Annotated in this window: 22 protein-coding genes and 1 pseudogene; 18 read left to right on the top strand and 5 right to left on the bottom strand. The window is 60.4% G+C overall.

Going from position 1 to position 26,980, the window contains the following annotated elements; all coding sequences use genetic code 11:
• Positions 1-5 precede the first annotated feature (5 nt).
• The 5 genes from arnT (ACIOWA_RS00455) (at position 6) to ACIOWA_RS00435 (ending at position 7,118) form a co-directional block, all read left to right on the top strand.
• A complete protein-coding gene (arnT, locus tag ACIOWA_RS00455) occupies positions 6-1,727 on the top strand; it encodes a lipid IV(A) 4-amino-4-deoxy-L-arabinosyltransferase (RefSeq protein WP_401157631.1) in 1,722 nt (573 codons plus the stop codon).
• A complete protein-coding gene (locus ACIOWA_RS00450; RefSeq protein ID WP_401157629.1) occupies positions 1,724-3,241 on the top strand; it encodes an ArnT family glycosyltransferase in 1,518 nt (505 codons plus the stop codon). Before arnT (ACIOWA_RS00455) ends, ACIOWA_RS00450 begins: the two co-directional genes overlap by 4 nt.
• 209 nt (positions 3,242-3,450) lie before the next feature.
• Complete coding sequence (locus tag ACIOWA_RS00445; protein WP_221731708.1) at positions 3,451-4,464, top strand: iron ABC transporter substrate-binding protein; 1,014 nt, start codon at positions 3,451-3,453, stop codon at positions 4,462-4,464.
• 3 nt (positions 4,465-4,467) lie between these two features.
• Entirely contained in the window at positions 4,468-6,063 is a 1,596-nt protein-coding gene (locus ACIOWA_RS00440; RefSeq protein WP_401157712.1) for an ABC transporter permease, read from the top strand.
• Positions 6,060-7,118 (top strand): ABC transporter ATP-binding protein, encoded by a 1,059-nt coding sequence (locus tag ACIOWA_RS00435; RefSeq protein ID WP_339538677.1) that lies wholly within the window; start codon positions 6,060-6,062, stop codon positions 7,116-7,118. Before ACIOWA_RS00440 ends, ACIOWA_RS00435 begins: the two co-directional genes overlap by 4 nt.
• Here the strand turns inward: ACIOWA_RS00435 and xerC are convergent, their stop codons facing one another.
• Positions 7,119-8,009, bottom strand: a complete 891-nt coding sequence (xerC, locus tag ACIOWA_RS00430; protein ID WP_221731813.1) for a tyrosine recombinase XerC — start codon at positions 8,007-8,009, stop codon at positions 7,119-7,121.
• A gap of 429 nt (positions 8,010-8,438) precedes the next feature.
• Between xerC and arnB the strand changes: the two genes are divergently transcribed.
• From arnB to ACIOWA_RS00365, 13 genes and pseudogenes are all read left to right on the top strand, one after another.
• Positions 8,439-9,587: a UDP-4-amino-4-deoxy-L-arabinose aminotransferase gene (arnB, locus tag ACIOWA_RS00425; protein ID WP_401133793.1), complete on the top strand. Its 1,149-nt coding sequence runs from the start codon at positions 8,439-8,441 to the stop codon at positions 9,585-9,587.
• Complete coding sequence (arnC, locus tag ACIOWA_RS00420) at positions 9,584-10,606, top strand: undecaprenyl-phosphate 4-deoxy-4-formamido-L-arabinose transferase (RefSeq protein ID WP_221731704.1); 1,023 nt, start codon at positions 9,584-9,586, stop codon at positions 10,604-10,606. The genes arnB and arnC overlap by 4 nt, the downstream gene beginning before the upstream one ends.
• Complete coding sequence (arnA, locus tag ACIOWA_RS00415; RefSeq protein WP_401157626.1) at positions 10,603-12,621, top strand: bifunctional UDP-4-amino-4-deoxy-L-arabinose formyltransferase/UDP-glucuronic acid oxidase ArnA; 2,019 nt, start codon at positions 10,603-10,605, stop codon at positions 12,619-12,621. The genes arnC and arnA overlap by 4 nt, the downstream gene beginning before the upstream one ends.
• Positions 12,621-13,505 (top strand): 4-deoxy-4-formamido-L-arabinose-phosphoundecaprenol deformylase, encoded by an 885-nt coding sequence (arnD, locus tag ACIOWA_RS00410; protein ID WP_221731702.1) that lies wholly within the window; start codon positions 12,621-12,623, stop codon positions 13,503-13,505. The genes arnA and arnD overlap by 1 nt, the downstream gene beginning before the upstream one ends.
• The gene (gene arnT, locus ACIOWA_RS00405; protein WP_401157624.1) at positions 13,502-15,154 is read left to right on the top strand and encodes a lipid IV(A) 4-amino-4-deoxy-L-arabinosyltransferase; all 1,653 of its coding nucleotides are present in this window, start codon (positions 13,502-13,504) and stop codon (positions 15,152-15,154) included. Before arnD ends, arnT (ACIOWA_RS00405) begins: the two co-directional genes overlap by 4 nt.
• On the top strand, positions 15,151-15,495 hold the full coding sequence (gene arnE / locus ACIOWA_RS00400; protein WP_401157622.1) for a 4-amino-4-deoxy-L-arabinose-phosphoundecaprenol flippase subunit ArnE: 345 nt from the start codon (positions 15,151-15,153) through the stop codon (positions 15,493-15,495). Before arnT (ACIOWA_RS00405) ends, arnE begins: the two co-directional genes overlap by 4 nt.
• Positions 15,492-15,896, top strand: coding sequence for a 4-amino-4-deoxy-L-arabinose-phosphoundecaprenol flippase subunit ArnF (gene arnF, locus ACIOWA_RS00395; protein ID WP_339465080.1), 405 nt, complete (start codon positions 15,492-15,494; stop codon positions 15,894-15,896). The genes arnE and arnF overlap by 4 nt, the downstream gene beginning before the upstream one ends.
• Entirely contained in the window at positions 15,893-17,272 is a 1,380-nt protein-coding gene (locus ACIOWA_RS00390) for a UDP-glucose/GDP-mannose dehydrogenase family protein (protein WP_339465081.1), read from the top strand. The genes arnF and ACIOWA_RS00390 overlap by 4 nt, the downstream gene beginning before the upstream one ends.
• Complete coding sequence (locus ACIOWA_RS00385; protein WP_401157619.1) at positions 17,269-18,867, top strand: ArnT family glycosyltransferase; 1,599 nt, start codon at positions 17,269-17,271, stop codon at positions 18,865-18,867. Before ACIOWA_RS00390 ends, ACIOWA_RS00385 begins: the two co-directional genes overlap by 4 nt.
• A gap of 105 nt (positions 18,868-18,972) precedes the next feature.
• A pseudogene (locus ACIOWA_RS00380) lies at positions 18,973-19,521 on the top strand (MFS transporter); the annotation flags it as partial.
• Between the two features lie 155 nt (positions 19,522-19,676).
• Positions 19,677-20,363: an HPP family protein gene (locus ACIOWA_RS00375; protein WP_401157617.1), complete on the top strand. Its 687-nt coding sequence runs from the start codon at positions 19,677-19,679 to the stop codon at positions 20,361-20,363.
• Positions 20,364-20,551: 188 nt separating this feature from the next.
• Positions 20,552-21,658 (top strand): enoyl-CoA hydratase/isomerase family protein, encoded by a 1,107-nt coding sequence (locus tag ACIOWA_RS00370; RefSeq protein WP_401157615.1) that lies wholly within the window; start codon positions 20,552-20,554, stop codon positions 21,656-21,658.
• A gap of 3 nt (positions 21,659-21,661) precedes the next feature.
• Positions 21,662-22,813 (top strand): acyl-CoA dehydrogenase family protein, encoded by a 1,152-nt coding sequence (locus tag ACIOWA_RS00365; protein ID WP_339465086.1) that lies wholly within the window; start codon positions 21,662-21,664, stop codon positions 22,811-22,813.
• Positions 22,814-22,943: 130 nt separating this feature from the next.
• Here ACIOWA_RS00365 and ACIOWA_RS00360 read toward each other — a convergent pair whose 3' ends face one another.
• From ACIOWA_RS00360 to ACIOWA_RS00345, 4 genes are all read right to left on the bottom strand, one after another.
• The gene (locus tag ACIOWA_RS00360) at positions 22,944-23,717 is read right to left on the bottom strand and encodes an enoyl-CoA hydratase (protein ID WP_339494371.1); all 774 of its coding nucleotides are present in this window, start codon (positions 23,715-23,717) and stop codon (positions 22,944-22,946) included.
• Positions 23,718-23,733: 16 nt separating this feature from the next.
• Positions 23,734-24,861, bottom strand: coding sequence for an acyl-CoA dehydrogenase (locus ACIOWA_RS00355; protein WP_339494372.1), 1,128 nt, complete (start codon positions 24,859-24,861; stop codon positions 23,734-23,736).
• A 142-nt stretch (positions 24,862-25,003) separates the two neighbouring features.
• Positions 25,004-26,197 (bottom strand): acetyl-CoA C-acyltransferase, encoded by a 1,194-nt coding sequence (locus tag ACIOWA_RS00350; RefSeq protein WP_401157612.1) that lies wholly within the window; start codon positions 26,195-26,197, stop codon positions 25,004-25,006.
• 12 nt (positions 26,198-26,209) lie between these two features.
• Positions 26,210-26,971: an SDR family NAD(P)-dependent oxidoreductase gene (locus ACIOWA_RS00345; RefSeq protein WP_401157610.1), complete on the bottom strand. Its 762-nt coding sequence runs from the start codon at positions 26,969-26,971 to the stop codon at positions 26,210-26,212.
• Positions 26,972-26,980 lie beyond the last annotated feature (9 nt).

Genomic DNA, 26,980 nt, shown 5'->3' with positions numbered 1-26,980 from the left:
CAGTCATGACGTCTGAGAATAATCCACTGCGCCACACTGCCCGCAGCTCACCGCTACACAATGCACCCTCCCTCGCCGAACGCCTGGCGATCCCGGGTCTGATACTCGCCTTCGTGGTGTTTTACCTGCTGCCGCTGATGAGTCACGGCTTGTGGATCCCCGATGAAACCCGTTACGGCCAGATCAGCCAGGAAATGCTGCTGAGCGGCAACTGGGTTGCACCACATTTCATGGGCATTCGTTATTTTGAAAAACCGATTGCCGGTTACTGGATGATCGCCATAGGTCAGGCGATTTTCGGCGACAACCTGTTCGGCGTGCGGATCGCCTCGGCACTGAGTACCGGCGCAAGCGTCTGGTTGGCCTATCTCATAGCGCGCCGTTTGTGGAATAACCCGCGAATCAGCGCAGCCGTCGCTCTGCTGTACATGAGCTTCGGCCTGATCGCCGGGCAAGCCGGTTATGCCAATCTCGATCCGCAATTCACGCTATGGGTCAACCTGAGTCTGGTCGCGGTGTGGTTTGCCATCGACAGTTCCACTCCCCGCGCCCGCCTCGGCAGTTGGGCCCTGTTGGGGATCGCGTGTGGCATGGGCCTGATGACCAAGGGCTTTCTCGCGTTGCTATTACCGGTGCTGGTCGCCCTGCCCTACATGATCTGGCAACGCCGGTTTGGCGAACTGTTGCGTTACGGCCCGGTGGCGGTGCTGGTCGCAGCCATCGTCAGCGTACCTTGGGCATTAGCCGTTTATTACCGTGAACCGGACTTCTGGCGGTTCTTCTTCTGGCATGAGCACATCCGCCGTTTTGCCGCCGGCGCCGCCGCGCAGCATGCACGTCCGTGGTGGTTCTACCTGCCGCTGCTTTTCGCTTGCAGCCTGCCGTGGGCCGTGCTCCTGCCCTCGACCATCATCCGCACCTGGCGCGAGAGGCACGACCCGAAAATCGCCTTCGTTGCCCTGTGGTTTCTACTGCCCCTGGCATTTTTCAGCCTGAGCAGCGGCAAACTGCCGACGTACATCATGCCGTGTCTGTTGCCTTTGGCTCTGGTGATGGGGCGCACGGTGATCAACTGGCTGGACGAGCGAAAGGCGCGGGTACTGCGCCTGAACGGCGTGATCAATACCGTGCTGGCGAGTGTTGCGCTGATTGCGCTGCTCTACCTGCAGGCCACCAAAGAGATTTACCAGAATACCGAGATGTTCAGCCTGTCGTTGGCCTACATCGTGCTGATCGGCTGGATCATCGCCAACGCGCTGCAGGTGCTGCGGCCATTGACGTTGTGGGCAATGCCGGCGTTGGGGATAGGCTTGTTGATCGCGCTGCTGCCGGCGGCGATGCCCGCGCAGATCGTCGACAGCAAGATGCCGGATCAGTTTATTGCCGAGCATCAGCAGGCGCTGAGCGAAACCACCTCGCTGCTGAGTAACGACCTCGGTGCGGCGTCAGCCCTGGCGTGGCGCTTGAAACGACCGCAGGTGGATCTGTTCAACACGGTCAGCGAACTCAAGTACGGCCTCGACGACCCGGCCATGGCCTCACGCAAGGTCAGTCTCGACGGCGTCGGCCAGTGGATGACCGAAGCGCGCAAGAAAGGCTCGGTGGGGGTGGTGATGCGGGTCAATAGCGCCCAGGAGTTCCAGGAAATTGAGTTGTTGCCGGTGGACGGCAAGCACTTTCAGCGGGGCAATCTGCAAATTTTCATCTTTGCGCAGAGCCAGCCATGACATCGAGTGCCAATGATCGGCGTGCCTTGCTGATCCTTCTCGCCGCCACCGCACTGATGTTGCTGCTGGGGCTGGGCAGCCGTGAACTCTGGGGCGCGGAGACCCGTTGGGCCAACATCGCCTTGCAGATGCTGCAAAGCGGTGACTATTTCGACCCGTATCTCAAAGGCGATCCGTACTACGACAAGCCGCTGCTGTCGTACTGGCTGATCACCGCTTCAGCCTGGCTGATGGGCGGTTTGGGGCACTGGTCGTTACGGTTGTCTTCGGTCATCGCGGCATGGCTGAGTGTTTGGCTGGTGTATCTGATCGGCGAGCAGCTATTTCGCAAAGGCACGGGATTGATCGCGGGGTGGATGCTCGCCACGACCTTCTATTTTGTTTTCTGGGCGCGGGTCGCCACCGCCGACATCCTGACGGTGTGCGGCGTACTGGCTGCGTTCTGGTGGTATTGGCGCGGGCCGGAGGACACAAGGCTCTGGCGTTACGTCGTCTTCTTCGGACTGCTGTCGCTGACGTCGCTGTTCAAGGGGCTGATCGGATTCATCCTTCCGGGCCTGCTGCTGTTGCCGCACCTGCTCAGCGAAGGCCGCTGGAAACGTCATTTGAATGGCCGTCTGGCGGTAGCGCTGGTGATCGCCGGGGCGTTTTACATGCTGCCGTTCCTGCTGTCCCACCTCTATGGCGCGCCGAATTACAGCCAAAGCGGTCTGGGCCTGGTACTGCGTGAAAACGTCGTGCGGTTCTTCGAGCCGTTCGACAACATGGGCCCGATTTACACTTATCTGCTCTATCTGCCGGTTTATACCTTGCCATGGGCGCCATGCTGGATCATTGCGCTGTGGGTCGCGGCGCGGCGCTGGCGCCACATCGAACCCGACGCCCGCTGGCTGATCCAGGGCCTGGCCCTGCTGATGCTGTTTTTCACCGCCAGTGGCAGTCGGCGCAGTTACTACGTACTGCCGCTGGTACCATTCGCGCAACTGCTCGGTGCGTGGTGGATCACCCGGCGCATGGCGGCGCGCAATACCCAGGGGCGCGGATGGATGAGAGGATTCGCTGCGGCCACCGTCGTGCTGGTCGCCGTGCTCGGCGTCATCTATCCATGGACCAATAGCGGTGGCGGTGCGATTCGCTTTGGCGAAACCGTGCGCGAGCAGGCCAGCCTGCAGGCGCCACTCAATCAGTGGCGCATGGTGATGGTCGAGGTCGACAACAAAGTGCCGATGTACCTGCAAACCGGTGGCGCGCCCTTCTACTATGTGCCGCAAAGCCGTGATTTTCCGCGCACCGGCAGTTCGGCGCAGATGATGGCGTGGCTGGAACGCACCAGCGGCGAGCACTGGAATCCGCAACGAACGATCATCGTTGCCCAGTACCGCAAAGGCGACCCACTGCCGCTCCAATACCTGAGCGCCGATCACCAGATCGTCACCACCACCCCCACGCGTGGCGAGCAGTTTTTCCACGGGCGCACAGACCAAAGCATCGCGTTCATCCCCAATCCCTCCTGAATAACCTGACGTTGAATGACGCACGGCAATCGTGCGTCTGCGACGCCGCTGGCAATCTGAATAGAAATGACATGTATTAACGGTGCGTTTGACGTTTTTTTCTCATTTGTTTCTCTACATTGCCGACGGCCCAACATATGCAAATCATTCGCATTGAAGTCTGCGCGAGTGCTTGCCCATAACGTCTGAAAATCAGGAGCGTTCTCGTCATGAATCCACAGTTTCCGTCCTTTCTGAAGCGCGCGTTGCTCGCCACCGCCCTGCTCGGTGCGGGCCAGACGTTCGCCGCTGATAGCGTTGGCCTGCTGGTCTACAACGCACAGCACGAAAGCCTGACCAAGGCCTGGGTCGCCGGGTTCACTCAAGAGACCGGTATTCCCGTGACGATTCGTAATGGCGATGACACCGAGATGGGCAATCAGCTCGTACAGGAAGGCTCGGCCTCACCGGCAGACGTGTTCCTCACCGAGAACTCACCGGCGATGGTGCTGGTCGACAACGCCAAGCTGTTCGCCCCCGTAGCGCCGAAAACGCTGGAACAAGTGGATTCGGCGTACCGCCCGGCCCACGGGCGTTGGGTCGGTATCGCAGCGCGTTCGACGGTGTTCGTCTACAACCCGGCCAAACTGGCGGAAAAAGACTTGCCCAAATCCCTGCTCGATCTGGCAGAACCCGGCTGGAAAGATCGCTGGGCCGCCTCCCCTGCCGGTGCCGACTTCCAGGCGATCGTCGCCGCCGTGCTTGAGCAGAAAGGCGAAGCCGCCACGCTCGATTGGCTCAAAGGCATGAAAGCCAATGCCTCCGTGTATCGTGGCAACAGCGCCGTGCTCAAAGCGGTGAACGCCGGGCAGATCGACAGCGGCGTGATCTATCACTATTACAGCTTCGTCGATCAGTCCAAAACCGGCGAAAACAGCAAGAACACCCGACTGCATTACTTCAAACATCAGGACCCGGGTGCATTCGTGAGCATTTCCGGCGCAGGCGTGCTGGCCTCCAGCAAACACCAGGAGGAGGCCCAGCAGTTCCTCAACTACATCACGGGCAAACAAGGTCAGGAGATTCTGCATAGCGGCAATTCGTTTGAATACGCCGTAGGCAAAGGCGCACCGTCCAATGCGAAGCTGACGCCGCTGAAAGATCTGGATGCGCCCAAAGTTGATGCGTCGAAACTCGACAGCCAAAAAGCCGTCGAGCTGATGACCCAAGCAGGACTGCTGTAAGTGCTGCCGCAAACCTTACCTGCACAAGTTGCCGCGACCACGGGTGCCCACCGCCCGCGCAGAGCCCGCGCCCTGACGGGGCGTCGGGGCTCGTGGGTGGTCGCCCTGGCGATTGGGGTTTCATTGTTGTCGCTGCTACCGATTGCGTTTGTGGTCGGTGTGTCGTGGGCCACGGGTTGGGCGACCATCGAAGCGTTGGTGTTTCGCCCTCGGGTAGCCGAGTTGTTGATCAACACGGTGCTGCTGGTGTTGATCACTCTGCCGCTGTGCATCGTGATCGGCACCGCGCTCGCGTGGCTGACTGAGCGCACTGACCTGCCCGGTCGGCGCTTTTGGTCCTTATTGGCCGTCGCGCCGCTGGCGGTGCCGGCGTTCGTTCACAGTTATGCGTGGGTCAGTCTGATTCCATCGATTCACGGACTGCCGGCCGGTGTGCTGGTCTCGGTGATCGCCTATTTCCCGTTTCTTTATCTGCCGATTGCGGCAACGTTGCGTCGACTGGATCCGGCCATTGAAGACGTCGCCGAATCCCTGGGTCTCAAACCGTGGGCGGTGTTTTTCAGGGTGGTATTGCCGCAGTTGCGCCTGGCGATTGGCGGCGGTGCCTTGCTGGTCGGCCTGCATTTGCTCGCCGAATACGGCCTCTACGCGATGATCCGTTTCGACACCTTCACCACGGCTATTTTCGATCAGTTCAAATCGACCTTTAACGGCCCGGCGGCAAACATGCTGGCCGGGGTTCTGGCGTTGTGTTGTCTGGCGATGCTGACGGTCGAATCTGCCGCCCGTGGTCAGGCGCGTTATGCCCGCGTGGGTTCAGGCAGTGCGCGTGAACAACGCACGGTGCTTTTGGGCCGCGGCACCGTTGCACTCGGGCTGACCCTGCAAACCGTGATCGCTCTGCTCGCCCTCGGGGTGCCTTTACTGACGTTGGGGCGTTGGCTCGTCACTGGCGGCGTTGAGGTCTGGCAAGGCGGTGAGTTGTTGCCCGCTTTACTGCAAACCCTGTCATTGGGCGTGGCCGGTGCACTGTTGACCAGCCTGGCGGCAATTCCGATTGCCTGGCTGTCGATCCGCGCACCGGGCAGGTTGCAGCGCCTGCTTGAAGGCTGTAACTACATCACCAGTTCGCTGCCAGGAATCGTTGTGGCGCTGGCGTTGGTGACGATCACTATCCATTTCGCCCGGCCGATCTACCAGACCACCATCACTGTGCTGCTGGCCTATCTGCTGATGTTCCTGCCACGGGCGCTGGTCAGCCTGCGTGCCGGTTTCGCCCAAGCGCCGGTGGAGTTGGAAAACATCGCGCAAAGCCTCGGCCGCTCGCCATTACGCGCCGTGTGGCTGATCACCTTGCGCCTGGCCGCACCGGGCGCAGCGGCAGGTGCCGCGTTGGTGTTTCTGGCGATCACCAATGAACTGACGGCGACCCTGCTGCTCGCACCCAACGGCACGCGGACATTGGCCACGGGCTTCTGGGCCATGACCAGCGAAATCGACTACGCCGCTGCGGCGCCTTATGCACTGTTGATGGTGCTGCTATCGCTGCCGCTGACGGCCATTCTCTATCACCAATCCAGGCGCACCGCTGGCCGATGAACGCACTCGAACTGATTACCCTGAGCAAATCCTTTGGCGCACAGAAAGCGCTGGATAACATCTGTCTGTCCGTCCCCACCGGCAGCCGCACGGTCATCGTCGGCCCTTCCGGCTCCGGCAAAACCACGTTGCTGCGAATGATCGCCGGATTCGAATTTCCTGATGCCGGCAGCCTGTTGCTTAACGGTCAGGTGCTGGTAGACAGCACTCATGCGGTGCCGGCGTATCAACGCCAGATCGGCTATGTGCCGCAGGACGGGGCACTGTTTCCGCACATGACCGTCGCCGCCAACATCGGCTTTGGGCTGACGCTGACGGGTGAGGCTCGAAATGAACGCATCGCACAGCTGATGGACAGCGTATCGCTGGAGGCCAACATGGCGGGTCGATGGCCCCACGAATTGTCCGGCGGCCAGCAACAAAGGGTTTCACTCGCCCGGGCACTGGCCCAGCAGCCCCGACTGATGCTTCTCGATGAGCCGTTTTCTGCCCTCGACACCGGCCTGCGCAGCGCCATGCGCAAAATGGTCGCGCGGCTGCTCGAAGACGCTGGCGTCACCACGATCCTGGTCACCCATGACCAGGGTGAGGCGTTGTCGTTTGCCGATCAATTGGCGGTCATGCGTGCCGGGCGTCTGGTGCAATCCGGGCATCCCATGGATCTCTACCGATACCCGGACGATGAGCAGACCGCGCATTTTCTCGGTGAAGCCGTCGTGATGCCGGCGCGCATCGAATTCGGTTGGGCCCATTGCGAGCTGGGCGCGGTGCCGGTCAACAGCGACGGTTTCATCGGCCATGCACAGATCATGTTGCGCCCTGAGCAATTGCAGTTGTCCGACGCCATGACCAGCACCAAAGGCTGTCATGCGGTGGTCACTGAACGGGAGTTCGCGGGTAACACCTGCACATTGACGGTCGAACTACGCGCAGAAACCAGCCAGGGCCCTGGCCGTTCACTGTTGGTGCGCAGCTCCGGCATGCACGCGCCGCCGGCCGGTAGCGAGGTTCATCTGTCGGTACTCGGCGCGGCCCATGTGTTGGCGATGGCCTGATCACAGATCGAAGCGATCCACCGCACGCCGCCGCTCGTTGTCATCACGCACGTCGTAGTTGGCGGTCGTCTGGATATTGCTGTGGTGCGCCAGTTTCTGTGCAATCGACAGATCATGTTCTTCGATGACGCGGGTGATGAATGAGCGCCGGAAGTCGTGGGGCATGATTTTTACCCCGACCTGCGTGCCACGCTGACGGGCGATGTAATAGATCGCGTGTTTGGTGATGCGCTCGCGGGTGATATGGCTGCCACGGCGGATGCGGTTGAACAGAAACGCATCGTCGCTCTCGCCTTCCTTGAGTTGCGAACGGCGCAATTCCAGCCATGCATTGAGCTTGGCAAACGCCCAAGCGGGGGCGTACTTGATCAGTTGCTTGTTGCCCTTGCCCACCACGGTCAGGCTGCGCTCGCTGAAGTCGACCTGGTTCAGATCCAGGTCCACCGACTCTGACTTGCGCATGCCGGTGCCGTACAGCAACGCAATCACCGCCGCGTCGCGCAGCCCTTGCGGACGAGGGTCGGCGGCGCAGACTTCCATCAACTCATGGATCAGCGTGCGCTTTAGATTTCGGCCCTGAGACAGTCGCGTGCCGGCAATACCTTTTACCGAACGCATCTTTAACAGGTGATCCTGACTAATCAGGCTCATGCGCCAGGCTTCGTTCATGACGCCGCGCACGGCATTTACATAAAGCGAAGACGTATTCGGCGCATAGTTGTCTTCGCGCAATGCCGCGACTAACGCAACAACATCTTCCGGTTGTAAAGCGTGCCAGGGAATGTCCTCGACATTCATGTCTTCGAAGCCGAGACGGTCAGCGGCGTCCTGCAGAACATAGCGCATGGTCAGTTGGCTGGAGGGGGCCAAGCGCGCCAGATACAGAGACATCGGGTTGGTTTTTGGCGGTTCTGTCGGTGTAAGGGGTAAGTCAATCAAACGAAATGCCTTGAGTAAAAACTGTTCAATACAACAACTTTAAAATGTAATGTTTTTAATATAAGCCGATTAATTCCGTAAGACTTTTCCTGCAAAAAAATCAATAAAAGGCAGAAGTCTGAACAGTGGCTTAATGAACTTTAGATAAACGAATCGCCGACTACTTTTTCATATTCCTTTCACAAAATCGGGCATAACCTTAAGCCCGATAGAGTCAGCGGCGGCAGTGAACAAACTGCCGGGCGAGGCTCGAAAAGTCAACCAAAGCCCGACGTCAGGTTGTTCTAGCAACCTGTTGATGCAGAAAAGAATTCTGCGTCTACGCTCGTACTGGATCCGATGAAAATCGTGAGGCTTTCTTTTTTTCGCATTGAGGTGCCCATGAGTCAGGCGTTTCTCCCCTTCTCCCGCCCGAGTATCGGCGATGAAGAAATTGCAGCCGTCGAGCAAGTATTGCGCTCGGGCTGGATCACCACCGGACCGAAAAACCAGGCACTTGAAGAACAGTTCGCTCAATACGTGGGGTGCCATCATGCCGTGGCACTGTCTTCGGCTACCGGCGGGATGCATATTACGTTGCTGGCGTTGGGCATCGGTCCGGGCGATGAAGTCATTACGCCGTCGCAAACCTGGGTGTCGACCGCCAACATGATCTCGCTGATCGGCGCCAAACCGGTGTTTGTCGACGTCGACCGCGACACCTTGATGACCGACGTTGCGCGCATCGAAGCGGCCATCACCCCACGCACCAAAGCGATTATTCCGGTGCATTACGCCGGTGCCGCGTTCGATCTCGATCCGCTTTACGCCCTGGCCGACAAGCACGGTATCGCAGTGATCGAAGACGCGGCCCATGCCGCCGGCACCCGCTACAAGGGCCGCCACGTTGGCGCGCAAGGCACAGCCATCTTTTCCTTCCATGCGATCAAGAACATGACCTGCGCCGAAGGCGCGATGTTCGTCACCGACGATGAAGCCCTGGCCAGTCGCGTGCGTATGCTCAAATTCCATGGTCTGGGCGTCGATGCCTACGACCGCCTGACCGGTGGGCGCAAGCCACAGGCGCAAGTGATGGAGCCGGGGTTCAAATACAATCTGGCCGACATCAACGCTGCGATTGCGTTGGTGCAATTGCAGCGCCTCGACGCGATCAACGCCCGCCGTACCGAGTTGGCCACTGCCTACCGACAAAAACTCGAAGGCCTGCCGGTGCAGCCACTGGCCGTGCCCGACTACGCGCAACAGCACGCCTGGCACCTGTTCATCCTGCGCATCGACAGCGAGCGTTGCGGCATGGACCGCGAAGCCTTCATGAAAGGTTTGCAGGATCAGGGCATCGGCACCGGTATCCATTTCATCGCCACCCACCTGCACACCTGGTATCGCCAGCGTGACCCCGACCTGTACCTGCCCAACACCGAATGGAACTCGGCGCGGCTGTGCTCGATTCCGCTGTTCCCCGACATGACCGATCAAGACCTTGATCGCGTGGTCGGCGCCATCGCCACCCTAATGGACAAACGCCTGTGAAACCTTACCCAATCCGTTGCGTGTCGATCGTTATCCCGGTCTACAACGAACAGGAGAGCCTGCCTGAACTGCTGCGCCGCACCGAAGCGGCCTGCCGGCTGCTGCGTCACGACTTTGAAATTGTCCTCGTGGACGATGGCAGTCGCGACGACTCCGCCATGCTTCTTGAAGAAGCCGCCACCCGCGAAGACAGCCCGTTTGTGGCGGTCATCCTCAACCGCAACTACGGCCAGCACGCGGCGATCATGGCCGGTTTCGAACAGTGCAAGGGCGACGTGGTCATCACCCTCGATGCCGACCTGCAGAACCCGCCAGAAGAAATCCCGCGACTGGTGGCCGAAGCCGAAAAGGGTTACGACGTGGTCGGCACCGTGCGCGGCAACCGTCAGGACTCGGCCCTGCGCCGCTATCCGTCGAAGCTGATCAACCTTGCCGTGCAACGCTCAACCGGCGTCGCCATGAGCGACTACGGCTGCATGCTGCGCGCCTACCGCCGCACGATCATTGACGCGATGCTCGCCTGCCGCGAACGCAGCACGTTCATTCCGATTCTGGCCAACAGCTTCGCCCGCCACACCACGGAAATCGTCGTCGCCCACGCTGAGCGTGAGCATGGCGATTCGAAGTACAGCCCGATGCGCCTGATCAACCTGATGTTCGACTTGATCACCTGCATGACCACCACACCGCTGCGTTTGCTGAGCATTGTCGGCTTCGCGATGGCCGGGTTGGGCGTGCTGTTTGCGGTGGCGTTGATCGTACTGCGACTGGCCTTCGGCGCCGGTTGGGCCGGTGACGGCACGTTCGTGCTGTTCGCCGTGCTGTTCGTGTTCACCGGCGGCCAGTTCATCGGCATGGGCCTGCTCGGCGAATACCTGGGCCGCATGTACAGCGATGTGCGCGCCCGCCCGCGTTTCTTCATTGAAAAAGTGTTGCGCAGCCACGCCGATAGCCCGGCGCCTGCCGTCACTGTTGATGGTCTCTCTTCTTCCTCTACTACCGGTCAGGTTCACTCATGAGTGCAAAAACTGTTGTCTTCGCTTACCACGATATTGGCTGCGCCGGCATTCAAGCCCTGCTCGACAGCGGCTTTGACATCGCAGCGGTGTTCACTCACGCCGACGACCCGAAAGAAAACGCCTTCTACAGTTCTGTGGCGCAACTGTGCGCCAACAAAGGTATCCCGGTTCACGCGCCGGAAGACGTTAACCACCCACTGTGGATCGAGCGCATTGCCAAACTCGACCCTGAGTACATTTTCTCGTTCTACTACCGCAACCTGCTGAGCGAGCCGCTGCTGGCCCTCGCCAAAAAAGGCGCGTTCAACCTGCATGGTTCATTGTTGCCGCGCTACCGTGGCCGCGCTCCGGCGAACTGGGTGCTGGTCAACGGCGAAACCGAAACCGGGGTGACCCTGCACCGCATGGTCAAACGTGCCGATGCCGGCGCCATCGTGGCTCAGCAACGCGTCGCCATCGAACGCAGCGACACCGCACTGAGCCTGCACGGCAAACTGCGTACTGCCGCCGCTGATCTGTTGCGCGACACCTTGCCAGCGATGCTTCAAGGCAAGATCAGCGAAACGCCGCAAGACGAATCCAAAGCCACGGTGTTTGGGCGTCGTACGCCGGCGGACGGCAAATTGGTCTGGGCCAATCCGGCCGAGCAACTGTTCAATCTGACTCGCGCCGTGACTCAGCCGTATCCGGGCGCTTTCTGCGCCGTGGGCGAACACAAGCTGATCGTCTGGAGCGCCGAAGTCGTCGCCGAAGTCGTCAAAGGCAACGAAGGCCAGGCCCCGGGCCGGGTGATCAGTGTCGATCCGCTGCGCATTGCCTGCGGTGAAGATTCGCTGGTGATCCTCTCGGGTCAGCGCAACGACAACGGTCTGTTCCTCAGTGGCCCGCAACTGGCCAGCGAACTGGGTCTGGTCGACGGCTCGTTGCTGCGCGGCGCTGAATCCGGTCGTGGGCCACGCCGTACTCGCGTGCTGATCCTGGGCGTCAACGGGTTCATCGGTAATCACCTGTCCGAGCGCCTGCTGCGTGATGATCGCTATGAAGTCTACGGTCTGGACATCGGCTCTGATGCCATCGACCGTCTGCGCAGTCATCCGCACTTCCACTACGTTGAAGGCGACATCAGCATTCACTCCGAATGGATCGAGTACCACATCAAGAAGTGCGACGTGGTGCTGCCACTGGTGGCCATCGCCACGCCGATCGAATACACCCGCAATCCGCTGCGCGTGTTCGAGCTCGACTTCGAAGAAAACCTGAAACTGGTGCGCTACTGCGTCAAGTACAACAAGCGCGTGATCTTCCCGTCGACGTCGGAAGTCTATGGCATGTGCCAGGACAAGAACTTCGACGAAGACACTTCAAACCTGATTGTTGGCCCGATCAACAAGCAGCGCTGGATCTATTCGGTGTCCAAGCAACTGCTGGACCGGGTGATCTGGGCTTATGGCGCCAAGGGGCTGAATTTCACCCTGTTCCGCCCATTCAACTGGATGGGGCCGCGCCTCGATCGTCTGGATTCGGCGCGTATCGGCAGCTCCCGTGCAATCACCCAACTGATCCTCAACCTGGTGGAAGGCACGCCGATTCGTTTGTTCGACGGTGGCGAGCAGAAACGCTGCTTCACCGACATCGCCGACGGCGTCGAAGCGCTGGCGCGGATCATCGATAACGACAACGACGCCTGCAACGGCCAGATCATCAACATCGGCAACCCGGACAACGAAGCGAGCATCCGTCAGTTGGGCGAAGAGCTGCTGCGTCAGTTCGAAGCCCACCCGCTGCGCGACAACTTCCCGCCGTTCGCCGGTTTCCGCGACGTCGAGAGCAAGGCGTTCTACGGTGCCGGTTATCAGGACGTCGAACACCGCAAACCGAGCATTGCCAACGCCAAGCGCCTGTTGAACTGGGAGCCGACCGTTGAGATGCGCGAGACCATTGGCAACACGCTCGACTTCTTCTTGCGCGAGGCCATGCTCGAAATCTCGGAGAGCTGCGATAAAGAGGCACGCTGATGCAGGCAGGTCTTCGTATCGATGTCGACACCTACCGCGGCACCCGTGAAGGTGTGCCGCGACTGTTGGAGATGCTCGACGAGGCGCAGGTCAAGGCAACGTTTTTCTTCAGTGTCGGCCCGGACAACATGGGCCGGCATCTGTGGCGCCTGATCCGCCCGCAGTTCCTCTGGAAAATGCTGCGTTCCAACGCGGCCGGCCTGTACGGCTGGGACATTCTGCTGGCCGGCACGGCCTGGCCCGGCAAACCGATTGGCCGCGATCTCGGGCACCTGATGCGTCAGGCCCGGGACGCCGGTCATGAAGTCGGCCTGCACGCCTGGGATCACCATGGCTGGCAGGCCAATGCCGGGCGCTGGAGCGACAAGCAACTGATCGAGCAGATTCGTCAGGGTGTCGACACCTTGAGCGACATTCTTGGCCAGAAGATTGAATGTTCGGCCGCCGCCGGTTGGCGTGCGGACGAGCGGGTGATCGAGGCCAAGCAAGCTTTCGGTTTTCGCTACAACAGCGATTGCCGTGGGCAGCGGATGTTCCGTGCGCTGTTGGCTGACGGCACACCGGGCACGCCACAGATACCGGTGGACTTGCCGACCTTCGACGAAGTCGTCGGCCCGAGCGTGGCTGCGCAGGACTTCAATGCGTACATCCTCGATCGCTTGCGCCCGGAAAACCTCAACGTCTATACCATTCATGCCGAAGTAGAAGGGATTCTGATGGCTCAGGATTTTCGTCAATTGCTGGCCGAGGCACGCCAGCGAAACATCGAGTTCAACCCTTTGGGCAACTTGTTGCCCGAGTTCCTCAACACCTTGCCCGTGGGCCGCGTAGAGCGCGGCGCCCTCGACGGCCGTGAAGGCTGGCTGGGAGTGCAAGGCGCATGACTCAACGCTGGACATTGCCGCTGCTGTTGCTGGTTTTTTTCCTGCTCGCTTATTTGCTGCCGCTGGGCACTCACGGTTTGTGGATTCCAGACGAAACCCGCTACGCACAGATCAGCCAGAACATGCTCCTGAGCGGTAACTGGGTGTCGCCGCACTTCATGAGCCTGCGCTATTTCGAGAAGCCGATTGCCGGGTACTGGATGATCGCGCTGGGTCAGGAGTTGTTCGGGCAAAACCTGTTCGGCGTGCGCTTTGCCTCGGCATTGAGCACCGGTTTGAGCGTGTTGTTGTGCTTCTTGATCGCTCGACGTTTATGGAATGACCCGCGCAAAAGTTTTGTCTGCGCCCTGCTCTACATGAGTTTCACCATCGTTGCCGGGCAGGCCGGATACGCCAACCTCGATCCGCAATTCACTTTCTGGGTCAACCTGAGCCTGGTGGCGCTGTGGTTTGCTGTCGACAGTCACACCGGCGGCAAGCGCCTGGCCGCCTGGGCGTTGTTGGGACTGGCCTGCGGCATGGGGTTCATGACCAAGGGTTTTCTCGCCTGGCTGCTGCCGGTGCTGATCGCCTTGCCGTGGATGCTCTGGCAAAAACGCTGGCGTGAATTGCTGATGTACGGCCCGATGGCGATTGCCGTCGCGATCATCGTCAGCCTGCCATGGGTGCTCTCGGTGCATGCGCAAGAGCCGGATTACTGGCGGTTCTTCTTCTGGCACGAACACATCCGCCGCTTTGCCGGTGACGATGCCCAGCACGATGCGCCGTGGTGGTTTTACCTGCCGCTGCTGGTTGCGTTCAGTCTGCCGTGGGTCGGTCTGTTACCGACGGCATTCAAGCAGGCGTGGCAAACCCGCGCTCAGCCCCAAGTCGTGTTCCTGCTGCTGTGGCTGCTGATGCCGCTGCTGTTTTTCAGCTTGAGCAACGGCAAGTTGCCGACTTACATCCTGCCCTGCCTGCTGCCAATGGCGTTGCTGCTCGGTCATGCGCTGGCCGACCGTTTACGTCTGGAGCAAGGCTGGGCGCTGAGCATCAATGGTCTGCTGAACCTATTGTTGGGGCTGGTGACGCTGATCGCAGTGGTCTACCTGCAACTGAAAAAACCGCTGTACGACCACGAATTGCACAGCATGGTGCTGGTGTTCATTGCCCTGACCGGCTGGATCATCGCCAACCTGCTGCAAGCCTTCCTGCCTCTGCAATGCTGGGCGGCGCCGGCATTCGGCAGCCTGTTGCTGATTGGCGTGTTGCCCGCGGCGCTGCCCAAATCGGTGGTCGCCAACAAGATGCCCGATCAGTTCATCCGTCATCACGTCACTGAACTGGCACAAACCACGCACTTGTTGAGCAACGATCTGGGCGCAGCCTCGGCCCTCGCCTGGCGCCTGAAACGCCCGCAGGTCGCGCTGTACAACACGATAGGCGAACTGAAATATGGCCTTGCCTATCCTGACGGCATTCAACAACGGGTCGATTCCGATCAAGTGCAACAGTGGATGCACGAGGCTCGCCGCAGCGGTTCGGTCGGCGTGGTGATGCGCGTCAAGGGGCAGGAAGAACTGGACGAAATCGACAAACTGCCCAAGGACGGCATCCGTTACGAGCAGGGCAATCTGGTGATCATGATCCTTCCCAAGGAGGCGTCATGAGCCTGTTGCTGCTGTTGGTCGCGTGCCTGCTGACCTGCCTGGGTCAGGTGGCGCAAAAATACGCGGTGGAGAGTTGGCGCGGCGTCGATTTCTCCTGGGCTGAAAAACTGCGTTCGCCGTGGTTGTGGCTTGCACTTTTGGCGCTGGGCAGTGGCTTGCTGGTCTGGCTGTTGGTATTGCAGCGTCTGGAAGTCGGCATCGCCTACCCGATGCTCAGCCTCAACTTCGTGCTGATCACGTTGATCGCCCGCTTCGTTTTCCGCGAACACATTGATCGCCGGCATTGGCTGGGGGTAGCGCTGGTGATCGGCGGTGTCGTACTGCTGGGGCAACAATCATGAGCCAGCGTCGTGGAATCGCCTTCGCCATGGGCAGCGTGTTGCTGGTCAGCGCCGCGCAACTGGGCATGCGCTGGAGCATGACGCGCCTGCCAGCGCCTGAGCAATGGCTGGCGCTGGACGGCATCGACCTGCACGCATTGGCGGTTGTGTTCACGGCCATTTTCGCCTACGCCCTGTCGATGCTGTGCTGGCTCGCCGCGCTGCGCGATCTGCCATTGGGCCGCGCGTATTCACTGCTGAGCATCAGCTATGCGCTGGTGTACCTGCTGGCGGCCAGTCTGCCGCTGTTCAACGAATCCTTCAGTTTCACTAAATCACTGGGCGTGGCGCTGGTCATGCTCGGGGTCATCACCATTAACACTCGTCCGGCTCGTGCGCCCGAATTCAGGAGTGCTCCATGAAAATCACAGTGTTTGGAAGCGGTTACGTCGGTCTGGTACAAGCGGCTGTGTTGGCCGAGGTCGGGCATGACGTCGTGTGCATGGACGTCGACCAGAAGAAGGTCGATCTGCTCAAGCAAGGCCATGTCAGCATCTTCGAACCGGGGCTGGCCAGCCTGGTGCGCGAAGGTCTGGATTCGAAACGCCTGCAATTCACCACCGATGAACAACTCGCCGTGCAACACGGTCGCGTTGCGTTCATCGCGGTCGGCACGCCGTCCCGTGAGGACGGCTCGGCCGACCTGCGCTACGTGCTGTCAGTCGGTGACGCGATTGCCCGTCATCGTGAGCAACCCCTGATCCTGGTGGAGAAATCCACGGTACCGGTGGGCACTGGCGACAGGCTGCGTGCGCACCTCGAAAAGGCGCTGGTCAAGGCAGGCCGGTTGCTGCAGTTCGATATCGTCTCCAATCCGGAGTTTCTCAAGGAAGGCTCGGCCGTTGCCGACTGCCGCCGTCCGGACCGGATCGTCATCGGCTGTGAAGGTGACGAAGTGCGCGACGTGATGCGCGATCTGTACTCGCCATTCAACCGCAACCATGACCGCATCATGTTCATGGACCTGCGCAGCGCCGAGCTGACCAAGTACGCCGCCAACTGCATGCTGGCGACGAAGATCAGCTTCATCAACCAGATCGCCGAACTCGCCGAGCACCTGGGCGCCGACATCGAGTCGGTGCGTCAGGGCATCGGCGCCGATACGCGTATTGGCTACCACTTCATCTACCCTGGCTGCGGTTATGGCGGTTCGTGCTTCCCCAAGGACATGCGTGCGCTGATCCACAGTGCCGAAGAGGCGCATTGCTCCAGCGACTTGTTGCAAGCGGTCGAGGCGATCAACCAGCGGCAGAAGCACAAGTTGTTCGAGCGCATCAACGCGTTCTACAAAGGTGATCTGCGCGGCAAGACCTTCGCGCTCTGGGGCTTGGCGTTCAAGCCCAATACCGATGACATGCGCGATGCGCCGAGCCGGGTTTTGCTTGAAGAGTTGTGGGCCGCAGGTGCCAGCGTGCGTGCGTTCGACCCCGAAGCCATGCAGGAAACCCAGAACCTGTACCCCAACGAACTGAAACTGATGCTCATGGGTACACCGGAATCGGTATTGCCGGGCGCTGATGCGCTGATCATCTGCACCGAATGGCAGCAATTCAAGGCGCCTGATTTCGACTTGATCAAACAGCGCCTCAATAATCCGGTGATCTTCGACGGGCGCAACCTGTACGACGCGGAACGTCTGGCACGTAACGGGTTCCACTACTTCCCGATGGGCCGTGGTGAATCGCGCACATTGCCGATCCCGCTGCAACAGTGGCCTCACACCTCAGACGTCGCTTGAACACGCTGTCGCCTGCCATCCGCCAGCAGTCCCTGATCGCGGGACTGTTGGCATTCTTGTTGTTCGTCGCCGGGGTCTACGGGCAGGCCCCTATCGGTTTTGACTCGCGTTTTGTGCTGTTCGCTCAGGAGATGCTGCGCCACGGGCCGACGGTGTTTCCCACGACGTATGGTCAGCCGTATGCCGATTACTCGGCGCTGTCGACGCTCTTTATCTGGTTTTTGTCGTTGCCATTCGGTGCGGTCAATGCGTTCACGGCGTGGGCACCGAGTGCTGTCGCCGGCGCGGTGATCGTGACGTTGATGTACCGGCTACTGGCGCCCTATTCGCACCGCTGGGCGCTGATCAGCATTTTGTTGCTGATGCTGACCGGCACTTTTGTCACCGAAGTGCGTGCTGTGTCTCAGGACTTGATGCTAGCCGCCGTGGCGTTCGCGGTGTTCTACCTCGGTTATGCCCATGAACATTTCGGCGGCGGACGACGTTGGCCGCTGATTTTCGTGCTGCTGTTGCTCGGTTTCGGCATCCGCGGGCCGATCGGGTTGGTGGTGCCGACCGGCATGTTATGCAGTTATTACCTGCTCAACCGACAGTGGTCGCGGTTGTTCGTGTTTGGTCTGTTGGCCTCAGTGCTGCTGGTGGCGTGTGTGGGCCTGCTGCTGTGGTTTGCCAGACTCAGCGGCGGGCCAGCGTTTATGCAGGATGTGATTCGCATGCAGTTCATGGGGCGCATGGACGGCAGTGAAGGCGTCAGCGGTTCGCTGTATTACTTCACCAGTTCGCTGGGCAACTATGCGCTGGCATATCCCTTGGCCTTACTGGCGTTGGCGGCTGCCTGGCTGAGCAAACCACAGCAGCGCGGGCCGGCCTTGCGGCTGGTGCAGTATTGCGCGGCGGCCGGGCTGATCGTGATCGTCGGGTTGTCGATTCCTCAGGCGAAAAAGGCACGGTATCTGCTGCCGATGTTGCCGATGGCGGCGATCATCGCGGCGTATCCATTTCAGGTTGCTCAAGGTCGGGGGTTCGCGTGGCTGCGCGGTTTGATACTTGGCCTCTGGCTGGTAACGCCCGGATTGTTGATATTGGCCTTGCTGGTCGCAAAGAAGCGTTTCCCCGAGCAACTGGGCGAAATCACCCTCGTTATGATCGTGCTGGGCGCCCTCCAATTGGCGGCGTTGTGGCGGTTGTTGCGGCCCCGCTGGCGCGCTGAAACATTGGCACTGTGTTCAGTGCTGGCGTTGTGGACGGTGTATGCGTCAGTGTTTGAGCCGGTTGAGCGGCGGCTGTATGACACACAGACCTTCAGTCGTGCCGCGTTTGCCCAGGTTCAGCAAAACCCTGCACCGTTGGTGCTGCACGGGATGGGCAAGGACGCCAAGGCGATCAAGTTCATGGTCAACATCGAACAGGATCTGCAACCGCAGTTCACCGAAACCGCACAGGCGCTGGAAGCGCTTAAAGGCCCGGCGTGGCTGATCATGGATCGCAGTGATTTTCTGACATTGAAGGGGTCGTCACTCGATTCGTTACAACCGGTACTCAGCGGCGCGTTTGATAAAAACAACTACGTCCTGCTGTACCTCAAGCCCTTGTAGCCGCTAACCACCCTCCCCGCCATCGGGAGGGTTCAGCTTGACCGGTGGCCTGTGCGCGGCGAGGATGGCCGCGCGCCAGCCGAGCGCTGAAATAAGGACATAGAGATGATGGGTGTGGTGATTGCCGGTATCCAGCCACAGGCCCCCTTCATCGTTGCCGGCATGATCGCCATTGGCAGCATTTTTTTGCTGCTCGGTGTCTCACTGGAGGCAAAGCCAATATCAACGGTCGGTCAGCCACAAAGCTTTGTGAAGACCCTGATCATCCTCGGTTGCCTGCTCACCCGCGAGCACCTGCGCTTCTGGATTGCGGCGGGCACTGCATTGTTCATCGTTGGCCTGATCGGCTTCAGTCTGGCTGACAGCCTCGTCGGCTGGTGCGTGGCGATGTTCATCTTCGCCCTCGGCGAGATGATCATTTACCCGGCGGATTTCCTCTTCGTCGACACCCTGGCCCCTGAAGAACTGCGCGGCAGTTACTACGGTGCACAGAACCTGGCGGCACTGGGCGGCGGTGCGAGCCCCGTAATGTGCGGTTTTCTGCTAATGCACACACCCGCGCCGAGCATGTTTTATGCCTTGAGCGCTCTGGCCGCATTAGGCGGTTACCTCTGTTACATCAGTGGTCGTCGTGTCGCTTCAGTGCAAAAATAATGCACTAAAACTGCATTAATATGAATTTGTCAGCATAGAGATTGATCGGCACACTGTGCGCGTTCCTCCCCCAATGTTGGAACAACTTCGAGGGCTTTCCGGATTGCCGGACAAGTCCTTTTTTTTGCCCGGATTTTTGACAGGATCGGTTTCACATGCTCGCTCGCTGGTTGCCCGCCGCCATCAACACCCGCCCCACCGAATGGAGCCGCGCCGCTATCGGCATGGCGTTGGGCACGTTGTTCAGTGTGTGGCTGTGTGCGCAGGTGTTTGGCCATGAGGTGGCTTATCACCTGATCGGGCCGTTGGGTGCGTCGGCGGTGTTGCTGTTTGCCGTATCGTCCGGGGCGCTCGCCCAGCCGTGGTCGATCATCGGCGGTTATCTGTGCGCAGGTGGGGTGTCGATATTGGTTGCCCACGTACTCGGGCGAACTCTGGGTAGCGCATGCCTGGCGGCGGGCATGGCGTTGATCCTGATGTGTTGGCTGCGGTGCCTGCACCCACCGGCCGGTGCGTTGGCACTCACCTTGGTGCTGGCCGATCCCGCCACCATTGCCATGGACTGGAAAGCCATGGCGCCCGCGATGCTCGGCGCGGCGTGCATGCTGCTCAGTGCGCTGGCCTACAACAACCTCACGCGTATTCGTTATCCAAAACGCCCCGCTGAACTGGCGCCAGCGGTCGCCCCGGTCGACAGCCAGGCGATCACCGCCCAAGACCTGAAACGGGCGCTGGCCGACATGGACGCGTTCATCGACGTCACACCTGAGGATCTTGAACGGCTGATCCACGCCACTGAACTGCATGCCAAACGTCGCAGTATTAGTGAAGTTTTCAGCTGACAGCCACCTGCATCAATGGCGCGAGGGGGCCACTTCCCTCGCCACAACGGCAAACTTGTACCCAAGGCAAAAACGCAAACTCCCCCTGCACATATCCCCGTTGTACACGGCAAATTTGCACTGTTACGATCCGGTAACGCTCGCGCGCGAGCTTCTCGAATAAAGACAATAAAAGCAGGGAGTTAGTGATGACTGCTCAGGCTTCATCCCCGAGGACTTTGTCCATGGATGCCACGCAAAACGAAGTGCTGGCCGAGGTTCGCAACCACATCGGTCACCTGACCCTCAACCGCCCCGCCGGCCTCAATGCCATCACCCTCGACATGGTTCGCCTGCTGCAACAGCAGCTCGATGCCTGGGCCGCGGACGCCAATGTCCTTGCCGTGGTACTGCGCGGTGCCGGTGAAAAAGCTTTCTGCGCCGGTGGCGACATTCGCTCGCTGTACGACAGCTTCAAAAGCGGCGACACGCTGCACGAAGATTTCTTCGTCGAGGAATACGCTCTCGACCTGACGATCCACCATTACCGCAAACCGGTGCTCGCGCTGATGGATGGTTTTGTCCTTGGCGGCGGCATGGGGCTGGTGCAAGGCGCCGATCTGCGGGTCGTCACGGAGAAGAGCCGTCTGGCGATGCCGGAAGTGGCCATCGGTTATTTCCCGGACGTCGGCGGTAGCTATTTCCTGTCGCGCATTCCCGGTGAACTGGGGATTTATCTGGGCGTCAGCGGTGTGCAGATTCGCGCCGCCGATGCACTGTATTGCGGGCTGGCCGACTGGTACGTCGACAGTGACAAACTGGCGACCCTCGATCAGCAACTCGATCATCTGCAATGGAGTGACACGCCGCTCAAGGATCTGCAGAACCAGCTCGCCAAAATGGGCGTACAAACCCTATCCGATGCGCCATTGCAAAAACTGCGTCCGGTCATCGACCATTTCTTCGCCCTGCCGGACGTGCCGAGCATGGTCGAGCAATTGCGCGCTGTGACCGTGGCCAACAGCCACGAATGGGCGACCACTACGGCTGATCTGCTGGAAACCCGTTCGCCATTAGCCATGGCCGTGACCCTGGAAATGCTTCGTCGTGGCCGGCATCTGAGCCTGGAACATTGCTTCGCGCTGGAACTGCATCTGGATCGCCAGTGGTTCGCACGCGGTGATTTGATCGAAGGCGTGCGCGCCCTGCTGATCGACAAAGACAAGACACCTCGCTGGAACCCACCGACCCTAGCTGCGCTGGACGCTGCGCATGTCGCGAGTTTCTTCCACGGTTTTGATGAGAGCGGGAGCTGAGCCATGCACGATCTCGAACTGACTGAAGAACAAGTCATGATCCGCGACATGGCCCGGGACTTTGCCCGCGGCGAAATCGCACCCCACGCGCAAGCCTGGGAAAAGGCTGGCTGGATCGACGACGCTTTGGTGGCGCAAATGGGCGAACTGGGTTTGCTCGGCATGGTCGTGCCAGAAGAATGGGGCGGCACTTACGTCGACTATGTGGCGTATGCGTTGGCGGTCGAAGAAATCTCCGCTGGCGACGGCGCGACGGGTGCATTCATGAGCATTCACAACTCCGTCGGTTGCGGCCCGGTGCTCAATTACGGCAGTGACGCCCAGAAGCAGACCTGGTTGGCGGATCTGGCCAGCGGTCAGGTCATCGGCTGCTTCTGCCTGACCGAACCCCAGGCCGGCTCCGAAGCGCACAACCTGCGCACTCGCGCCGAACTGCATGATGGCCAGTGGGTGATCAACGGCGCCAAGCAATTCGTCAGCAACGGCAAACGGGCGAAACTGGCTATCGTGTTTGCGGTGACCGATCCGGATCTTGGCAAGAAAGGGATTTCCGCGTTTCTGGTACCGACCGATACGCCCGGTTTCATCGTCGATCGCACCGAACACAAAATGGGCATCCGCGCCTCGGACACCTGCGCGGTGACGCTGAACAACTGCAGCATTCCCGAGGCCAACCTGCTCGGTGAGCGCGGCAAGGGTCTGGCGATTGCCCTGTCCAACCTTGAAGGCGGACGCATCGGCATCGCTGCGCAGGCGCTCGGCATCGCCCGTGCGGCGTTTGAAGCGGCGCTGGCTTACTCGCGTGATCGGGTGCAGTTCGGCAAACCGATCAACGAGCATCAGAGCATCGCCAATCTGCTGGCCGACATGCACATGCAATTGAACGCAGCGCGGCTGATGATCCTGCATGCGGCGCGGCTGCGCACGGCGGGCAAGCCGTGCCTGTCAGAGGCTTCACAGGCCAAGTTGTTTGCTTCGGAAATGGCCGAGAAGGTCTGTTCGTCAGCGATTCAGATTCATGGCGGGTATGGGTATCTGGAGGATTATCCGGTCGAGAAGTATTACCGCGATGCGCGGATTACCCAGATTTATGAAGGGTCGAGCGAGATTCAGCGAATGGTGATTGCCCGGGAATTGAAGAACTACCCGCTATAACCGTGCGGGCCGCCTCCCGGTGGAGAGGCGGCCCAATGGTCAAACCCCCAAAAGCTTCGCGGGCAAGCCCGCTCCCACAAGGTTCTGTGCAGCCCTGTGAGGGCGGGTTTGCCCGCGATAGCGTCAGTAATTACTTGCCCTGGAACTCCGGCGCCCGCTTGGCGACGAACGCCGCCATTCCTTCCTTCTGATCCTGTGTGGCAAACGCGGCATGGAACACCCGGCGCTCAAAACGCACGCCTTCCGTCAGGTTGACCTCGAACGCTCGGTTGACGCTTTCTTTGGTCATCATGGCAATCGGCAGCGACTTGCTGGCAATGACGGCGGCCACCTTCAGCGCTTCATCCAGCAGTTCATCACTGGGCACGATCCGCGCGACGATGCCGCAGCGCTCGGCTTCCACGGCATCGATCATGCGCCCGCTCAGGCACATTTCCATGGCCTTGGCTTTGCCCACGGCACGGGTCAGGCGCTGGGTGCCGCCCATGCCCGGCAGGACGCCGAGGTTGATTTCCGGCTGGCCGAACTTGGCGTTGTCGCCGGCCAGAATAAAGTCGCACATCAACGCCAGTTCACAGCCCCCGCCGAGGGCGAAGCCGTTGACCGCTGCGATGATCGGCTTGCGTCGATTGGCGACACGGTCGCTGTCGCTGAACAGATCGTCCATGTAGATCTGCGGATAGGTCAGCTCGGCCATTTCCTTGATGTCGGCACCGGCCGCGAAGGCTTTCTTCGAACCGGTGAGGACGATGCAACCAATGTTCGCGTCAGCTTCCAGCCCATCGAGCGCATGGTTCACTTCGCTGACCAGTTGCGCGTTCAGCGCGTTCAGCGCCTGCGGGCGGTTCAGGGTGATCAGGCCAACGCGGCCGTGGATTTCCAGCAGAATCGTTTCGTAAGTCATGAATAAAAATTCCTTCTCAAAGATTGCGCGAAATGACCATGCGCTGAATATCACTGGTGCCTTCGTAGATCTGGCAGACACGCACGTCGCGGTAGATGCGCTCCAGCGGGAAGTCGTTGAGGTAACCGTAACCGCCCAGGGTTTGCAATGCCATCGAGCAGACCTTCTCGGCCATTTCCGAGGCAAACAACTTGGCCATCGACGCCTCGACCAAGGCCGGTTGACCACTGTCACGCAGGGCGGCAGCATAATGCACCATTTGCCGCGCAACGGCGATCTGCGTGGCCATGTCAGCGAGGCGGAACGCCACGGCCTGATGCTCGATGATCGGCTTGCCGAAGGTGTCCCGCTCGCGGGCGTAATCGCGCGCGGCTTCGAACGCGGCGCGGGCCATGCCCACCGCTTGCGAAGCAATGCCGACGCGCCCGCCCTCGAGGTTGGCCAAGGCGATCTTGTAGCCCTCGCCCTCCTCGCCCAAACGGTTCGCGACCGGGACTTTGACGTCTTCGAAGAGAATCTGGCAGGTGTCCGAAGCATGCTGGCCGAGCTTGTCTTCAACGCGGGCCACTTTGTAGCCCGGCGAATCGGTCGGCACGATAAGTGCGGTGATTCCGCGTTTGCCGGCACTCGGATCGGTCACTGCAAACACAATGACAATCCCGGCGTTTTGCCCCGACGTGATGAACTGTTTGCAGCCATTGAGCACGTAGTGATCACCTTCCAGGCGTGCACGGGTTTTCAGGCTGCTCGCATCGGAACCGGCTTGCGGCTCGGTCAGCGCGAACGCGCCGAGCATTGCGCCGCTGGCCAGCGGTTTGAGGAAGCGCTCGCGCTGATCGTCGTTGCCAAACTTGAGAATGGGCACGCAACCCACCGAGTTGTGCACGCTCATGATGGTCGAGCAGGCGCCGTCGCCGGCCGCGATTTCTTCCAGGGCCATGGCATAGGCCAGGTACCCGGTGTCGCAACCGCCCCACTGCTCCGGCACGAGCATGCCGAAGAAGCCCAGTTCGGCCATTTCGCCGATGGCTTCCTTGGGAAACCGGTGTTCGCGATCCCACTCGGCGGCGAACGGTTTCAGCCGCTCCTCGGCAAACTGCCGGGCCATGTCGCGGATCTGGTTTTGGTCTTCGTTGGCAATCATGGTGAATCCTTAAATCCGGGGGTGACTACACAGAACCCTGTGGGGGGGCTTGCTCCCGAAAGCGGTGTGTCATTCAAAAGTGATGTGCCTGACACAGCCACTTCGGGAGCAAATCTCCTCCCAGCGTTGGGAATGGTTGGCCTTAGTAGACGCATTCCACGGCCATGGCCGTCGCTTCGCCGCCGCCGATACAAATTGCCGCGATACCGCGTTTGAGGTTTCTCTGGCGCAAGGCCGAGAGCAAGGTCACCAGAATCCGCGCGCCGGATGCACCGATCGGATGGCCCAAGGCACAGGCGCCGCCGTGCACGTTGAGTTTGTCGTGAGGAATTTCCAATTGAGTCATCGCCGCCATGCCGACCACAGCAAACGCTTCGTTGACCTCGAACAGATCAACGTCGCCCAGCGACCAACCGGTTTTCTTGATCAATTTCTTGATCGCACCAATCGGCGCCACCGAGAACAGGCCCGGGGTGTCGGCGAACGCTGCGTGCCCATGAATGACGGCAAGCGGTTTCAAACCGAGTTTCTGCGCCTGCGACTGACGCATCAGCACCAGTGCAGCGGCGCCATCAGAGATCGAACTGGCGTTCGCCGCCGTCACCGTGCCGCCTTCGCGGAACGCAGGCTTCAGTGAGGCGATCTTGTCGAGTTTGGCTTTCGGCGGCTGCTCATCATGGCTGATCAGCACCTGCTCTTTGCCGACGGTCACGGTCAGCGGGACGATTTCGGCCTTGAAGCTGCCGTCCTTGATCGCTTGCTGGGCGCGGGTGGTCGAAGCGACAGCGAACGCGTCCTGGGCTTCACGGCTAAAGTGATGGGTTTGGGCGCAATCTTCAGCGAAGGTGCCCATCAGCCGGCCTTTGTCGTAGGCATCTTCGAGCCCGTCGAGGAACATCGAATCAAGCACGCGGCCATGGCCCATGCGGTAACCGGCGCGGGCACGATCCAGCAGATAAGGCGAGTTGGACATGCTTTCCATGCCGCCGGCAATGACCACATCGGCGCTGCCAGCGACCAACATGTCGTGGGCGAGCATGGTGGTTTCCATGCCTGAGCCACACATTTTGTTGACCGTGGTGCAACGGGTCGATTTATCCAGCCCGGCGCCCAGTGCGGCCTGACGCGCAGGCGCCTGACCGAGGCCGGCCGGCAATACGCAACCGAACAGCACTTCGTCGACCGAGTCGCTGGCAACACCTGCACGCTCCACCGCCGCCTTGATCGCGGCAGCGCCGAGTTGCGGCGCGGTGAGGCTTTTCAGTTCGCCTTGAAAGCCGCCCATGGGGGTGCGGACAGCGCTGACGATGACAATCGGATCGTTGGAAAGGGTCATGACAAATCCTCCTTACTTGGCGGCCATGCGCAAGGCACCGTCGAGACGGATCACCTCGCCGTTGAGCATGCTGTTTTCGATGATATGCCGAACCAGCGCGGCGTACTCGGCTGGCTTGCCCAGACGCGGCGGGAACGGCACACCAGCGGCCAGCGAATCGCGGACTTCCGGGGTCATGCCGGCCATCATCGGCGTTTCGAAAATGCCCGGGGCGATGGTCATCACGCGGATGCCGAAGCGCGCCAGCTCACGGGCGGCCGGCAGGGTCAGGCTGGCGATCGCGCCTTTCGAAGCGGAATACGCCGCTTGGCCGATCTGGCCGTCGAACGCTGCGACCGAGGCGGTGTTGATGATCACGCCGCGTTCGCCGTCGGCATTGGCCTCGGCTTCGGCGATGGCCGCAGCGGCCAGGCGCAACATATTGAAGCTGCCGATCAGGTTGACGTTGATCACTTGGGCGAAACTGCTCAGTGCATGCGGGCCGTTCTTGCCGAGGATCTTCTCGCCACGAACGATGCCGGCGCAGTTGACCAGACCGTTGAGGCTGCCGAAGGCTCTGACGGTCGCCTGCACGGCAGCTTCGGCGGCGGCTTCGTTGCTGATATCGGCCACCACGCTTTGCGCGCCCAAACGCTGCGCCTGTGCGGCGACTGCTTCGGCATTCATGTCCACCAGCATCACTTTGGCGCCGGCACTGACCAGCAATTCAGCCGTGGCGGCACCCAGGCCGGACGCGCCGCCGGTGACGATAAAAACCTTGTTTTCGATCTGCATGACTGTACT

It is taken from the genome of Pseudomonas sp. NPDC087614 (assembly GCF_044743485.1).
Classification (GTDB): domain Bacteria; phylum Pseudomonadota; class Gammaproteobacteria; order Pseudomonadales; family Pseudomonadaceae; genus Aquipseudomonas; species Aquipseudomonas baetica_A.
This window is presented reverse-complemented; position numbering and strand designations above follow the sequence as displayed.